This is a genomic window from Mitsuaria sp. CC2 (assembly GCF_048957715.1).
GTDB lineage: Bacteria > Pseudomonadota > Gammaproteobacteria > Burkholderiales > Burkholderiaceae_C > Roseateles.
The window spans coordinates 1-13249 of the sequence record NZ_JARVXN010000015.1; the positions used below are offsets into that span (position 1 = coordinate 1).

General features: G+C 65.5%; 13 protein-coding genes and 1 tRNA gene. 9 read left to right on the forward strand and 5 right to left on the reverse strand.

The genetic code is table 11. The annotated features are described in order from the left end of the window. Positions 1-193 precede the first annotated feature (193 nt). Both rpmA and rplU read right to left on the reverse strand, forming a co-directional pair. Positions 194-451, reverse strand: coding sequence for a 50S ribosomal protein L27 (gene rpmA, locus PV762_RS10480; RefSeq protein ID WP_088407914.1), 258 nt, complete (start codon positions 449-451; stop codon positions 194-196). 37 nt (positions 452-488) lie between these two features. Further along, the gene (gene rplU, locus PV762_RS10485) at positions 489-800 is read right to left on the reverse strand and encodes a 50S ribosomal protein L21 (protein ID WP_421035225.1); all 312 of its coding nucleotides are present in this window, start codon (positions 798-800) and stop codon (positions 489-491) included. Between the two features lie 376 nt (positions 801-1176). On the opposite strand from rplU, the gene PV762_RS10490 reads away from it, so the two are divergent. From PV762_RS10490 to PV762_RS10525, 8 genes are all read left to right on the forward strand, one after another. Further along, positions 1177-2106: a polyprenyl synthetase family protein gene (locus PV762_RS10490; RefSeq protein WP_421034980.1), complete on the forward strand. Its 930-nt coding sequence runs from the start codon at positions 1177-1179 to the stop codon at positions 2104-2106. 39 nt (positions 2107-2145) lie between these two features. Beyond that, positions 2146-2222 (forward strand) — tRNA-Pro (locus tag PV762_RS10495). A gap of 327 nt (positions 2223-2549) precedes the next feature. Beyond that, positions 2550-4283, forward strand: coding sequence for a type IV-A pilus assembly ATPase PilB (gene pilB / locus PV762_RS10500; RefSeq protein WP_421034981.1), 1734 nt, complete (start codon positions 2550-2552; stop codon positions 4281-4283). Between the two features lie 125 nt (positions 4284-4408). Further along, entirely contained in the window at positions 4409-5644 is a 1236-nt protein-coding gene (locus PV762_RS10505; protein WP_421034982.1) for a type II secretion system F family protein, read from the forward strand. Then, positions 5645-6586, forward strand: coding sequence for a prepilin peptidase (locus tag PV762_RS10510; protein ID WP_421034983.1), 942 nt, complete (start codon positions 5645-5647; stop codon positions 6584-6586). Positions 6587-6605: 19 nt separating this feature from the next. Continuing rightward, positions 6606-7199, forward strand: a complete 594-nt coding sequence (coaE, locus tag PV762_RS10515; protein WP_421034984.1) for a dephospho-CoA kinase — start codon at positions 6606-6608, stop codon at positions 7197-7199. Positions 7200-7275: 76 nt separating this feature from the next. After that, positions 7276-8031, forward strand: coding sequence for a cell division protein ZapD (zapD, locus tag PV762_RS10520; RefSeq protein WP_331612900.1), 756 nt, complete (start codon positions 7276-7278; stop codon positions 8029-8031). A 53-nt stretch (positions 8032-8084) separates the two neighbouring features. Then, positions 8085-8294, forward strand: coding sequence for a DNA gyrase inhibitor YacG (locus PV762_RS10525; protein WP_421034985.1), 210 nt, complete (start codon positions 8085-8087; stop codon positions 8292-8294). A gap of 41 nt (positions 8295-8335) precedes the next feature. Here the strand turns inward: PV762_RS10525 and PV762_RS10530 are convergent, their stop codons facing one another. The 3 genes from PV762_RS10530 to tal are packed head-to-tail and all read right to left on the reverse strand — an operon-like array spanning position 8336 to position 11572. Continuing rightward, positions 8336-8956 (reverse strand): HAD family hydrolase, encoded by a 621-nt coding sequence (locus PV762_RS10530; RefSeq protein ID WP_421034986.1) that lies wholly within the window; start codon positions 8954-8956, stop codon positions 8336-8338. Positions 8957-8996: 40 nt separating this feature from the next. Then, complete coding sequence (gene pgi / locus PV762_RS10535; protein ID WP_421034987.1) at positions 8997-10625, reverse strand: glucose-6-phosphate isomerase; 1629 nt, start codon at positions 10623-10625, stop codon at positions 8997-8999. Next, a complete protein-coding gene (tal, locus tag PV762_RS10540; protein WP_421034988.1) occupies positions 10622-11572 on the reverse strand; it encodes a transaldolase in 951 nt (316 codons plus the stop codon). The genes pgi and tal overlap by 4 nt, the downstream gene beginning before the upstream one ends. A gap of 229 nt (positions 11573-11801) precedes the next feature. Between tal and zwf the strand changes: the two genes are divergently transcribed. After that, complete coding sequence (gene zwf, locus PV762_RS10545; RefSeq protein ID WP_421034989.1) at positions 11802-13247, forward strand: glucose-6-phosphate dehydrogenase; 1446 nt, start codon at positions 11802-11804, stop codon at positions 13245-13247. Positions 13248-13249 lie beyond the last annotated feature (2 nt).

Genomic DNA, 13249 nt, shown 5'->3' on the forward strand with positions numbered 1-13249 from the left:
CACCCCCGCGCTCCCGCGCGAGGCCATGCTTTGAATCGATGCGAGTCAGGTTTCGCCGGACTCACGGTCGGCGCGGCGCCCGACGGGATCGGGCCCCGAGAAAGAACAAAGCCCCGGACGAAGCCGGGGCTCTGGGTCCGCCGGATACGGGAGACCAGGTCTCCCGCATCGCGGCGTCAGGACATCAAGTCGCTCAGATCGCCGTGACGACGACCGTGGAGCGGCTGTTCTCGCCCTTGACGGTGAAGGACACCGTGCCGTCGATCAGTGCGAACAGCGTGTGGTCCTTGCCCATGCCCACGTTGGTACCGGCGTGGAACTTCGTGCCGCGTTGGCGGACGATGATCGAGCCAGCCGAGATGGTCTGGCCGCCATACACCTTGACGCCCAGCATCTTCGGCTTCGAGTCGCGGCCATTTCGTGTTGAGCCGCCGCCCTTTTTCTGTGCCATGGATTACTCCTTGATCAGATTACGAGAGAGTCAGGAATCAGCCGTTGACCGCGCTGATTTCCAGCTCGGTGAACGTCTGGCGATGGCCTTGGCTCTTCTTGTAGTGCTTACGACGACGCATCTTGAAGATGCGCACCTTGTCATGCTTGCCATGCGCCACCACGGTGGCCTTGACGCTTGCACCCGCAACCAAGGGAGTCCCAATCTTCAGGTCGGCGCCGTTTCCGACGGCCAGCACCTGGTCAATCACGATCTCTTGGCCAACGTCCGCAGCAATCTGTTCTACCTTGATCTTTTCGCCAGCAGCAACCTTGTATTGCTTGCCACCGGTTTTTATGACCGCGTACATATCAGCCCTTTCACATGAGAGCGGCTCGTCAGACACCCGGAAAATTTCCGGAGGTGCTCGTCGACCGCCCAAGAAAAAACACCGCACAAAGATGCGGAGCCCGAGAATGTAGCACAGCCCCCCGGATTGATGCAAACCCTGATACGTCGAGAAGCCTGTGGCCACCGGCTTTCCGAGGCATCCAGGCGACATCGGGGCGGCCTCCGCGAGGTGCCGGGGCGTGCTTTGACGATGCGCCCGTGCGAAGGCGCGGACGTCACGGACAGACCTGGCCCCGCGCCTTCCTATAATCCGCGCTTCCCCTCACAGTGAGTCCAGAGTGCAGCCCATTGCCTCTACCCCAGTTGCCGAGGTCCTCGAGGCGCTGAACGCGCAGATGAATGAAGTCGACGCCGTGATCGCGCAGCGGCTTCGTTCGGACGTCGCGCTGATCAACCAGATCTCCGCGTACATCATCCATGCCGGCGGCAAGCGGATGCGTCCGAAGCTGGTGCTGATGTTCGCCAACGCGCTGGATGCGGACTCGCCGGCCAGCCGGGAACTCGCGGCCGTCGTGGAGTTCATCCACACCGCCACCCTGCTGCATGACGATGTCGTCGACGAGTCCGCGCTGCGGCGCGGCAAGCAGACCGCCAACGCGCTGTTCGGCAACGCCGCCAGCGTGCTGGTGGGCGACTTCCTGTACTCCCGCGCCTTCCAGATGATGGTGTCGGTGAACCGGATGCGTGTGCTGGAAGTGCTGGCCGATGCGACCAACGTCATCGCCGAAGGCGAGGTCCTGCAGTTGATGAACATGCACGATCCGGACGTTGCGGTGGACAGCTATCTGCGCGTCATCCGCTACAAGACGGCCAAGCTGTTCGAGGCCAGCGCGAGACTGGGCGCGGTGCTGGCCGATGCGCCGCCCGCACTGGAGGAAGCCTGCGCTGGGTATGGCCGCGCGCTGGGTACCGCCTTCCAGCTGATCGACGACACGCTGGATTACGAAGGCACGAGCGAATCGCTGGGCAAGAACGTCGGCGACGACCTGCGCGAAGGCAAACCCACGCTGCCGCTGCTGATCGCGATGGAGCGCGGCACTGCAGAGGACCGCGCGCTGATCCGGCACGCGATCGAACATGGTGAAGTCGAGCGGCTGCAGGACATCGTCGCGATCGTGCGTCGCACCGGCGCGCTGGAAGCGACGCGCGAAGCCGCCCGCGCGGAGGTCGCACAGGCGAGACAACATTTGTCGGCGCTTCCCCTTTCCAAGTGGAAAGAAAGCCTGCTAGAATTTGCGGCTCAGTCGGTGGAGAGAAGTTCTTGAACAGACGATCTTGAACCACTCTGAACCGAGTGACCAAAACGGGGTGTAGCTTAGCCTGGTAGAGCGCTACGTTCGGGACGTAGAGGCCGGAGGTTCGAATCCTCTCACCCCGACCAGGACATCGATGACGCCGCGAATCGCAAGGTTCGCGGCGTTTTTCTTTGCGCGCGAAAAACGCTCGCCCGGCAACGGTGCGCCGCTCGCCAGACGTGATGCACGCGGGAAATGTCCGGAACCGACGACCCCGAGGGTCAGGCCTTGCGGCCTCGCGGAAACGGTATTGCACATTTCTCGCTCAATTTCCAGTGACCAAGGCCGAAACTGCACGAAGCGTCTGACTTCATTACAAGCCAGGGCCGCCCCTGCCGCCGCCCCTCCTGTCATGGGGGTAAAGTGAGGGGCTGTTCCGGCGCATGCGCCGGCATCCGGCAAGACCCTACCCGATGGCGATATCCGTGGACACCACACTGGCAGAACCTCCTCAGTCCGCCCTGTCAGGCGTCGCCCGCGTGCTCGTGCACGCCGGCAAGCTCAAGCCGCAGGCCGCCGAGGACCTGGTCAAGCTGGCCCGGGAAAAGAAGACCAGCTTCATCAACGCGGTCATGGCCTCGGGCACCGTCACGCCGACGGACCTGGCGCACACCTTGTCGCAGTCGCTCGCGCTGCCGCTGCTCGACCTGAACGCCGTCGACGGCCACAAGCTGCCGCAGAACATCATCGACGCCAAGCTGGCGGTGCAGTACCAGGTCGTGGTGCTGGCACGCCGAGGCAACCGGCTCTTCATCGGCGGCGCCGATCCGACCGAGCAGGAAGTCGTCGAGCGCATCAAGTTCGCCACCCAGCTCACGCCTGAATGGATCGTCGTCGAGCACGACAAGCTCGCGAAGCTGCTGGGCCTCACCGCGGCCTCGGCCTCGGAAGCGCTGGAGGCGATCGCCGGCGAGGATTTCGACTTCGACATCGCCGACGACACCGCCGCACCACCCGAGGAAGCGCAGGAGATCGCCGACGTCGAAGATGCGCCGGTGGTGCGCTTCCTGCAGAAGATGCTGGTGGACGCCATCAACATGCGGGCCTCGGACCTTCATTTCGAGCCCTTCGAATATCACTACCGCGTCCGGTTCCGGGTCGACGGCGAGTTGCGCGAGATCACGCAGCCGCCGATCGCCATCAAGGACAAGCTCTCCTCCCGGATCAAGGTGATCTCGCGGATGGACATCTCCGAGCGCCGCGTCCCGCAGGACGGCCGGATGAAGCTGAAATTCGGCTCCAAGGCGATCGACTTCCGGGTCTCGACGCTCCCGACGCTCTTCGGCGAGAAGATCGTGATCCGGATCCTGGATCCGTCCTCGGCCAAGCTCGGCATCGAGGCGCTGGGTTACGAAAAGATCGAGAAGGAGCGGCTGCTCCATTGCATCCATCGTCCGTACGGGATGATCCTGGTCACCGGGCCGACGGGTTCGGGCAAGACGGTGTCGCTGTACACCTGCCTGAACATCCTGAACCAGCCCGGCACCAACATCTCGACCGTCGAGGATCCGGCGGAAATCAACCTGCCCGGCATCAACCAGGTCAACGTCAACGACAAGGCCGGCCTGACCTTCTCGGCGGCGCTCAAGGCCTTCCTGCGCCAGGATCCCGACATCATCATGGTCGGCGAGATCCGGGATCTGGATACCGCGGACATCGCCATCAAGGCCGCGCAAACCGGCCACATGGTGATGTCGACCCTGCACACCAACGATGCGCCGACAACCCTGACCCGCTTGCTGAACATGGGCGTCGCCCCGTTCAACATCGCCTCGAGCGTGCTGCTGATCACCGCGCAGCGTCTGGCGCGCCGGTTGTGCGAAAACTGCAAGGCACCGGCCGAATATCCGCGCGAGGCGCTGCTTCGCGCGGGCTTCGCGGAGTCGGATCTCGATGGCAGCTGGAAGCCCTACCGGGCCGTCGGCTGCTCGAATTGCAACAATGGTTATCGTGGGCGCGTCGGTCTTTACCAAGTGATGCCCATCACGGAGCCGATCCAGCGGATCATCCTGTCCGAGGGAACGGCCGTGGACATCGCCCACCAGGCCCGCGCGGATGGTGTGCGGGACCTGCGGCAGTCCGGGTTGATCAAGGTCCGGGCGGGCGTCACGACACTGGAAGAGGTGCTGGCGGCCACCAACGAATGACATCGGCGACATGACGCGGCGCCTGCGGGCGCCGCGTTCGTGCGTCTGGCGTCGGGCTACCAGGACCGTTCGAACGAGTCAAAGATTGGGAGCGCCACTCATCTGGCGCGACGGCAGGAGGTGATATGGCGACGACCACCGCAGGCGCGAAGAGCGCGGCCAAGGGCATCAAGGAATATGTCTTCGAATGGGAAGGCAAGGACCGCAACGGCAAGATCGTGCGCGGAGAGATGCGGGCCGGCGGCGAAGCCGTCATCAGCGCGTCGCTGCGGCGCCAGGGCATCCTGGTCAGCAAGATCAAGAAGCGCCGCAGCTCCGGCGGCAAGTCCATCAAGCAGAAGGACATCTCGGTCTTCACTCGCCAGCTGGCGACGATGATGCGCGCCGGCGTTCCACTGCTGCAGTCCTTCGACATCGTCGCGCGCGGCAGTCCGAACCCGCGCCTGACCAAGCTGCTCACCGACATCCGCCAGGACGTCGAAACCGGCACGTCGCTGTCGGCCGCCTTCCGCAAGCATCCACTCTACTTCGACGCGCTCTACTGCAACCTCGTCGAGGCCGGCGAGCAGGGCGGTATCCTGGAAGCGTTGCTGGACCGTCTGGCGATCTATCAGGAAAAGACCGTTGCGCTGAAAGGCAAGATCAAGTCGGCCCTGACCTATCCCATCGCGGTGCTGGTCGTGGCCTTCGTCGTGACCGCGGTGATCATGATCTTCGTGATCCCGGCCTTCAAGGACGTGTTCAAGTCCTTCGGCGCTGAGCTGCCGGCACCGACGCTGTTCGTGATGGCGCTGTCGGAGATCTTCGTCGCGTACTGGTGGCTGATCTTCGGCGTGGTCGGCGGCGGCATCTATTTCTTCTTCCAGAGCTGGAAACGCTCCGAGAAGATGCAGAAGTTCATGGACCGGCTCCTGCTCAAGGTGCCGATCTTCGGGCAACTGATCTACAAGTCCGCGGTCGCGCGCTGGACGCGCACGCTGGCGACGATGTTCGCCGCGGGCGTGCCGCTGGTCGAGGCACTGGACTCGGTGGGCGGCGCCTCCGGCAACGCGGTGTTCGCCGAGGCGACGGAGAAGATCCAGCGTGACGTGTCGACGGGCGCCTCGCTGACGACCTCGATGCAGACGACCGGCATCTTCCCGATCATGGTCCTGCAGATGTCGTCGATCGGCGAGGAATCCGGCTCGCTCGACCACATGCTGGGCAAGGCGGCGGACTTCTATGAGGAAGAGGTCGACGACGCCGTCAAGTCGCTGTCCAGCCTGATGGAACCCATCATCATCGTGTTCCTGGGCGGGCTGATCGGTGGCATCGTGGTCTCGATGTACCTGCCGATCTTCAAGCTGGGCGCGGTGGTGTAAGTGCTGGACCCGGCCCTGCTGGACGCGCTGCTGTCCCCCGCGTTCCTCGGCCTGATCGGCCTGTGTGTCGGCAGCTTCCTGAATGTCGTCATCTACCGCCTGCCGGTGATGCTGCACCGGGAATGGCTGTCCGATTGTGCCGATCAGCTGGCGATCGACAGCGATCTGAAGAGCTATGCCGGACTCGACGACGTCGCGGCACGGCAGCTCGCCGCCGCTGCGGAGCCGTTGCGCGACTCGCTCGACCGTCTGCCTGCGTTCTCGCTGATTCGGCCGGCCTCGCGCTGCCCCCACTGCAGCCACCAATTGCGCTGGCATGAGAATCTGCCGCTGCTCGGCTGGTTGCGGCTGGGCGGAAAATGCGCCTCCTGCAAGGCGCCAATCTCGGCGCGATATCCGTTTTTCGAACTGCTCACCGGCCTGCTGTTCGCAGGCATCGCTTGGCGCCTCGGTGACCAACCAGCGACGTTGCTGTACTGCGGCTTCGCAGCCGCGCTGGTGGCTCTGGCCGGCATCGACTGGGACACCACGCTGCTGCCTGACAGCATCAATCAACCGCTGTTGTGGGCAGGCCTGATCGCGGCATTCGCGGGATGGATTCCGGTCTCGCTGAGCGATTCACTGATCGGCACGCTGGCGGGCTATCTGTCGCTCTGGTCGATCTACTGGGTCTTCAAGCTGGCCACCGGCAAGGAAGGCATGGGCTACGGCGATTTCAAGCTGCTCGCTGCCCTCGGCGCCTGGTTGGGCTGGCAGATGGTGCTGCCGGTCGCGCTGTTCGCTTCGCTGATCGGAGCCGTGGTTGGCATCGGCCTGAAACTGCGCGGAGGTCTTCGGGAAGGCTGGTATGTTCCCTTCGGCCCCTTCCTCGCCGGCGGTGGACTCGTCGTCCTGCTGGTCGGAACCGCGCAGGTCGCGGCCTGGCTCGGATTGCGGGCCTGACCCGTCCTCGGAGTCCGTTGTGCGCATCGGCCTCACCGGCGGCATCGGCAGCGGCAAGAGCACCGTCGCGGCAGCGCTGGTGGATCTGGGCGACGCGCTGCTGGTCGACACCGACGCCATCTCCCGAACCTTGACCTTGCCCGGCGGCGGCGCGATGCCAGCCATCGCCACGCGGTTCGGTCCGGGCTTCGTCGCTCAGGATGGCGCCCTCGATCGAGCCGCCATGAGAGAACTGGCTTTCCGCGACCCCAGGGCCAAGCGGGAGCTCGAAGCCATCCTGCACCCCCTGATCGGCGCCGAGACGGCGCGGCAGGCGGCGCTCGCCGCACCGGGGCAGCGGGTCGTGTTCGACGTGCCGCTGCTGGTCGAGTCCGGTCGTTGGCGCCAACAGGTCGACCGGGTGCTCGTCGTCGACTGCAGGGAGGAGACGCAGGTCGCTCGCGTCATCGCGCGATCACGCCTGGACGAGGCGACGGTGCGCGCCATCCTCGCCCAGCAGGCGACGCGCACTCAGCGCCGCGCCGCTGCCGACGCCGTGATCCACAACGACGGCCTCTCGCTGGAGCAGTTGCGTGAGGAGGTCGGACACCTGCTGAGCACCCCCCTCTTCTGACCACCCCTCAGCCGATCTGGGTAACGTCACGACACACTGTGGAACAATGGCCACTTGCCGCAAAGGGATGGTCGACTTGGTCCTCTACGAATACCCGTTCAACGAGAGCATCCGCACGATGCTCAGACTCGAACACCTGTTCGATCGGCTCGGTCAGTTGATGGCGCGCGACACCGCGATGGATCACCACTTCGCGTTGGCCACCATCTTCGAGGTGATGGACGTCGCCTCGCGCGCCGACCTCAAGGCCGATCTGCTCAAGGAGTTGGAACGCCACCGAACGCAGTTCAACAGCTACCGCGGCAATCCGGCCGTGTCGGAAGCCGTGTTGGACGAGGTCGTCGGTCGCATCGACGCCGCGTTTGACAAGCTCAACCAGCTGCCCGGCAAGGCCGGTCACACGCTCACGACCAACGAGTGGCTGATGAGCATCCGCAGCCGGATCTCGATTCCCGGCGGCACTTGCGAGTTCGACCTTCCCGCCTACTACGCGTGGCAACAGCTGTTGCCGGTCCGCCGCCGCAACGACCTGATGCAGTGGGCGCAGACGTTGATGCCGCTGGCCGAAGCGCTCAACGTCCTGCTGGGCCTGCTGCGCGACAGCGGCTCGCCGCACAAGGTGGCGGCCCACGGCGGGCAGTACCAGCAGAGCCTGCCGCCGGGCCGCAGCTTCCACATGCTGCGCATGCGCATCGATCCCAGCCTGGGCCTGATCCCCGAGATCAGCGGTCACCGGCTGATGGTCTCGATCCGTCTGATGCGCCAGGATGAGGATGGGCGCTTGAAACCCGCGCCGGTCGACGCCACCTTCGAACTGACCCTGTGTTCCTGACCTGGCGCGCGCGGCGTTGAGCGCCACGCGCTCCCTGTAGTTCCGACTCCGTCATGCCCGAGAAATTCATCCCCGCCACGCCGGCGCCTCGCATCGTCCCCTGCCCCACCTGCGGCGGCGACAGCCTGTTCGCGCCCACCAACATCTGGCGCCCGTTCTGCAGCGAGCGCTGCCGTCAGATCGACCTGGGCCACTGGTCCGACGAATCGTTCCGGGTGGCCGCGCCGCCGACGACGATCGACGAGGACGACGCGTCGAAATAAGGACGCCGCGCGCGATCAGCCGGCGCCCCGACCACCGTCCTTCAGGCCGGCAGCAGGTCCCGACGCACCAGGTCTTGCCGCGCCAGTTCCGGCGTCGTGAAAAGGTGCGTGTGCCAGCCGAGCGCCTTCGCCGCGGCGATGTTGTCCGGATGGTCGTCGAGGAAGAGCACTTCCTCGGGCCTGGCGCCGAACTGCTCGAGCGCGAGATCGAAGATCTCGCGCGACGGCTTCGACTGCTTCACGCGCCCCGAGAACACGCCCGAGACGAACCAGTCCTTCAGCGGGAAGGTCTGCTCGAGGTAGTCGGCATACGGCTCGGGCATGTTGGACAGGAAGTGCAGCGTGTGCCCCTGCGCTTTCAGTTCCTGGATCAGCGCCGCGGAGCCGTCGATGAGCTTCAGCTCCGACGGCACGGCATCCATGACTGCGACGATGTCCTCGCGCGGCCAACCGGTGCGCGCATGGATGCGGTCCGCGGTCGTGGAGGCGTCGATGAGGCCTTGATCGAACGCGCCCCAATCGCCGCGGTAGTCCTGGAAGAGTTCCTTGGCCAGCGCGGCTCCCTGGATCTCGTCGGCGGCACGATGGGCCCAGACGCGGGCCAGGAAACTCGGCGGGTGCCAGCGGAACAGCACGGCGCCGAAATCGAACACGATCTTCATCTGATTCGTTCTCTACTGCGTGGGAATCGGGAGAGCGCGCTCAGCTGCGCACCTTGGTCAGCAGGCCGGCCGTCGAGGCGTCCAGGCCCGAGGCGTCACCGCTGGTCAGGCGCGGCAGCAGACTGTTGCACAGCGCCTTGCCGAGCTCCACGCCCCATTGATCGAAGCTGTTGATGTTCCAGACGGCGCCACTGACGAACACGCGGTGCTCATACAGCGCGATCAGCGCCCCCAGCGACGACGGCGTCAGCGCGTCCAGCAGCAGTGTCGTGCTCGGCCGGTTGCCGGTGAAGCTCCGATGCCGCGCCAGCACGTCCGGATCCAGATCCTGGGACGCCGTTGGCGCCTTTTCCATGCGCGCGGCTTCCGCGGTCTTGCCCTGCATCAGCGCCTGCGATTGCGCGAGGCAGTTCGCCAGCAGCTTCACGTGCTGGTCCTGGAGCCGTGCCAGCAACTCGCCGCCCACGTGCTCGCCGAAGTTCGGCGTCTTCACCGCGATGAACTCCACCGGGATCACGTCGGTCCCCTGGTGCAACATCTGGAAGTAGGCGTGCTGGCCGTTGGTACCGGCTTCGCCCCACACCACCGGGCTGGTGGCGAAACTCAGCGGATCGCCCGCGCGGTCGACTCCCTTGCCGTTGCTCTCCATCTCCAGTTGCTGCAGATAGGCTGGCAGACGGCGCAGGCCCTGGTGATACGGCGCCACCGAGCGGCTCGTGAAGCCGTGGAAATTGCGGTACCAGACGTCCAGCAGGCCCAGCAGCACGGGCAGGTTCCTGTCCAGCGGCGCGCTGCGGAAATGCTGGTCCATCGCATGGGCACCGGCCAGCAGCGCGCGGAAATTGGCTGATCCCACGGCGATCGCGATCGGTAGACCGATCACCGACCACAGCGAGTAGCGTCCGCCGACCCAGTCCCAGAACCCGAAGGTCGTCGTGATACCGAATTCGGCGGCCGCCTTGGCATTGCTGGTCGTGGCGACGAAGTGCTTCGCGATGTCGGTGCCGCCGTTCTGCAGGAACCACGCCTTGGCGGCCATCGCATTGGCCAGCGTCTCCTGCGTCGTGAAGGTCTTGGAGGCGACGATGAACTGCGTCGTCTTTGCATCCAGCTTGCGCAGGACCGGGGCCAGGTCGTGCCCGTCGACGTTGGACACGAAATGCAGCGTCAGTCCGGACGGCACATAGGACTGCAGCGCCTGCACGACCATCGCCGGCCCCAGGTCCGAACCGCCGATGCCGATGTGGACGACGTCCGTGATGCCGCTGCGGGCCGCGTCGCGGACCGCGTCGGCGAAGGCCAGCATGCGCGTGAGCGCGTCCTGCACCTCGTCCGAGTGCGGCCCCTGCCCCGCCGGCGCGCGCAGCGCCGTGTGCAACACCGCGCGGCCTTCGGTCGCATTGATGGGATCGCCATTGAACAGCGCCTCGCGCTGCGACTCCAGCTGCACGTCCCGGGCCAGCGTCAGCAGCAGTTCCAGCGTGCGGGCGTCGATGCGATTCTTCGACAGGTCCGCGAACACCTCCGGAGCCTGCAGCGACCAGGCCGCGAAGCGGCCCTCATCGGTCGCGAAGACCTGACGCAGGTCGAACGCGCGTCCGGATTGCTGGTAATGACTTTGCAAGGCCGCCCAGGTCGGGCTGCGGTCGCAACGCGGGAACTCGGTCATCGCAGGCTTTCGATCATCTGGTCCAGCTTGCCGGCATCGACGGCAAACAGGCGGATGCCTTCGGCCAGCTTCTCGGTGGCCATGGCATCCTGGTTGAGGGCGAAGCGGAAGGCCGCCTCGTTGTAGGAGACCTTGGGCAAGTCCTGGGCCTTGGCGGCGTCCGCGTCGAGGGCGCGCGTCAACGGCACCTCGCTGCCCTGCAGCTGGGCGAGGAGGTCGGGACTGATCGTCAGCAGGTCGCATCCGGCGAGTGCCTGGATCTGCCCGATGTTGCGGAAGCTCGCCCCCATCACCTCAGTCCGGATGCCATGCTTCTTGAAGTAGTTGTAGATGGCGGCCACCGACTTCACGCCGGGGTCGTTGACGCCGGCGTTGGCCGCCTCGTCCCAGCTCTGACCGGCCGACTTCTTGTACCAGTCGTAGATGCGGCCGACGAAGGGCGAGATCAGCTGGATGCCGTTCTCGCCGCAGGCCACGGCCTGGCAGAACGAGAACAGCAGCGTCAGGTTGGTGTGGATGCCTTCGAGTTCCAGCTCGCGCGCGGCCTGGATGCCTTCCCAGGTCGACGCGACCTTGATCAGCACGCGGTCGCGGCCGATGCCGGCGTCCTCGTACATCTGGATCAGGCGGCGGGCCCGCGCCAGCGTGGCCACGGTGTCGAAGCTCAGGCGCGCATCGACCTCGGTCGACACGCGGCCTGGCACGACCTTCAGGATTTCCAGACCGAAGGCGACCAGCACCTTGTCGACCACCAGGTCCAGCGCATCGGTCCTGTTCGCGGCGACCGTGTCTTCCAGCAGGTGCGCGTAATCGGGCGACTGCACCGCCTTCAGGATCAGCGACGGGTTCGTCGTCGCGTCGCGCGGCGTGAACTGCGCCAGCTGCTTGAAGTTGCCGGTGTCGGCGACGACGGTGGTGAAGGCCTTGAGTTGTTCGAGCTGGTTCATGAGCGTGGGCCCTGGGGGCGGTCGAATACGGAGGGGCACGTCGGAGGCATGGGCCTTGCCCCACGCCACCGACGGAGAAACCCCTATTAGAACTGCTGGCGGCCCCTGCCCCAGGAGATGGCGTCCACGTTGACCGGCCCAAGAAACTGCGGCATCATAATTCCGGTAACTTCGTTACATCAAGACATCGCCAACAACTCTTACGCCCCGACGCGGGGCGCCCGCGCTCATGTCCTTCGACCTCGTCTTCTTTGGTGGCACCGGTGACCTGACCTGGCGCAAGCTGATGCCCGCGCTGTTCCAGGCGTTCCGCCATGGCAAGCTGCCCGAGGGCGGCCGCATCCTGGCGGTCGCCCGCGACGATCAGTCCGACGAGCGCTACCGTGAATGGCTCAAGGAGCGCTTCCAGGAGGTCGAAGCCGGCAAGCGGCCGAACGATGAAGAGTTCGCCCGCTTCTCCGAGCTGGTGCATTACCGCCGCATGGACCTGTCCCAGCCCGACCACTACGCGCGGCTGAAGGAATGGCTGGGTGAACGCAACGCCGACACGGTCGTGTTCTACCTGGCCACCAGCCCCCACCTGTTCACGCAGATCTGCCAGCAGCTCGGCGCCGCCGGTCTGAACGGCGACAACGTGCGTGTCGTGCTGGAGAAGCCGCTGGGCCACGATCTGGCCAGCGCACAGGAGATCAATCGCGTCGTGCGCTCGGTGTTCTCCGAGACCCAGGCCTTCCGCATCGACCATTACCTCGGCAAACCGTCGGTGCAGAACCTGATGGCGCTGCGCTTCGGCAACGCCCTGTTCGAACCGCTGTGGCGGCGCGAGAGCATCGCCAACATCCAGATCACGCTGGCCGAGGGCCTGGGCGTCGGCACGCGCGGTCCGTTCTACGACGGCACCGGTGCGCTGCGCGACATGATCCAGAACCACGCGCTGCAACTGCTGACGATGATCGCGATGGAGGCGCCATCGAGCAACGACGCCGACGCCATCCGCGACGAGAAATTGAAGGTGCTGCGCGCGCTCAAGCCGTTCACGGCGGAGAGCGTCGCGCGCGACGTCGTGCGCGGCCAGTACCGGGCCGGCAACGCCGAAGGCAAGCCGGTTCCGGGTTATCTGGACGAAGGCAAGATCCCGCCGGACAGCCACACCGAAACCTTCGTCGCACTGAAGACGGAGATCCAGAACTGGCGCTGGGCCGGCGTGCCCTTCTACCTGCGCACCGGCAAGCGTCTCGCGGCGCGCGATGCGCAGATCGTCATCAATTTCCGTCCGGTGCCGCATCCGATCTTCCCGGGCAGCAGCTGCCCCAACCGGCTGATCATCAAGCTCCAGCCCGAGGACGGCCTGGAACTGCAGCTGATGGCCAACAAGGGCGGGTCCAGCACCGAGGCCTTGAGCCCGGTGTCGCTCGACCTGGACTTCGACAAGGCCTTCGCACACACGCGCGTCGGTGCGTATGAGCGGCTGCTGCTGGACGCGATCGCCGGACGGCTCAACCTGTTCGTGCGCAGCGATGAACAGGAACAGGCCTGGCGCTGGGTCGAACCGATCCTGAACTTCTGGAAGCAGGACAGCACCGGCCCGCGCACCTACGTCGCCGGCAGCTGGGGCCCTCCCGCATCGAGCGCGCTGGTGGCCCGCGACGGCCACTCCTGGATCGAGGAATGCTGACG

What these genes read in the sequence shown, in the direction of transcription:
- rpmA (WP_088407914.1), bottom strand. Translation starts at nt 451, where the DNA reads ATGGCACAGAAAAAGGGCGGCGGCTCAACACGAAATGGCCGCGACTCG.
- rplU (WP_421035225.1), bottom strand. Translation starts at nt 800, where the DNA reads ATGTACGCGGTCATAAAAACCGGTGGCAAGCAATACAAGGTTGCTGCT.
- PV762_RS10490 (WP_421034980.1), top strand. Translation starts at nt 1,177, where the DNA reads ATGAATGAAGTCGACGCCGTGATCGCGCAGCGGCTTCGTTCGGACGTC.
- pilB (WP_421034981.1), top strand. Translation starts at nt 2,550, where the DNA reads ATGGCGATATCCGTGGACACCACACTGGCAGAACCTCCTCAGTCCGCC.
- PV762_RS10505 (WP_421034982.1), top strand. Translation starts at nt 4,409, where the DNA reads ATGGCGACGACCACCGCAGGCGCGAAGAGCGCGGCCAAGGGCATCAAG.
- PV762_RS10525 (WP_421034985.1), top strand. Translation starts at nt 8,085, where the DNA reads ATGCCCGAGAAATTCATCCCCGCCACGCCGGCGCCTCGCATCGTCCCC.
- PV762_RS10530 (WP_421034986.1), bottom strand. Translation starts at nt 8,956, where the DNA reads ATGAAGATCGTGTTCGATTTCGGCGCCGTGCTGTTCCGCTGGCACCCG.
- pgi (WP_421034987.1), bottom strand. Translation starts at nt 10,625, where the DNA reads ATGACCGAGTTCCCGCGTTGCGACCGCAGCCCGACCTGGGCGGCCTTG.
- tal (WP_421034988.1), bottom strand. Translation starts at nt 11,572, where the DNA reads ATGAACCAGCTCGAACAACTCAAGGCCTTCACCACCGTCGTCGCCGAC.
- zwf (WP_421034989.1), top strand. Translation starts at nt 11,802, where the DNA reads ATGTCCTTCGACCTCGTCTTCTTTGGTGGCACCGGTGACCTGACCTGG.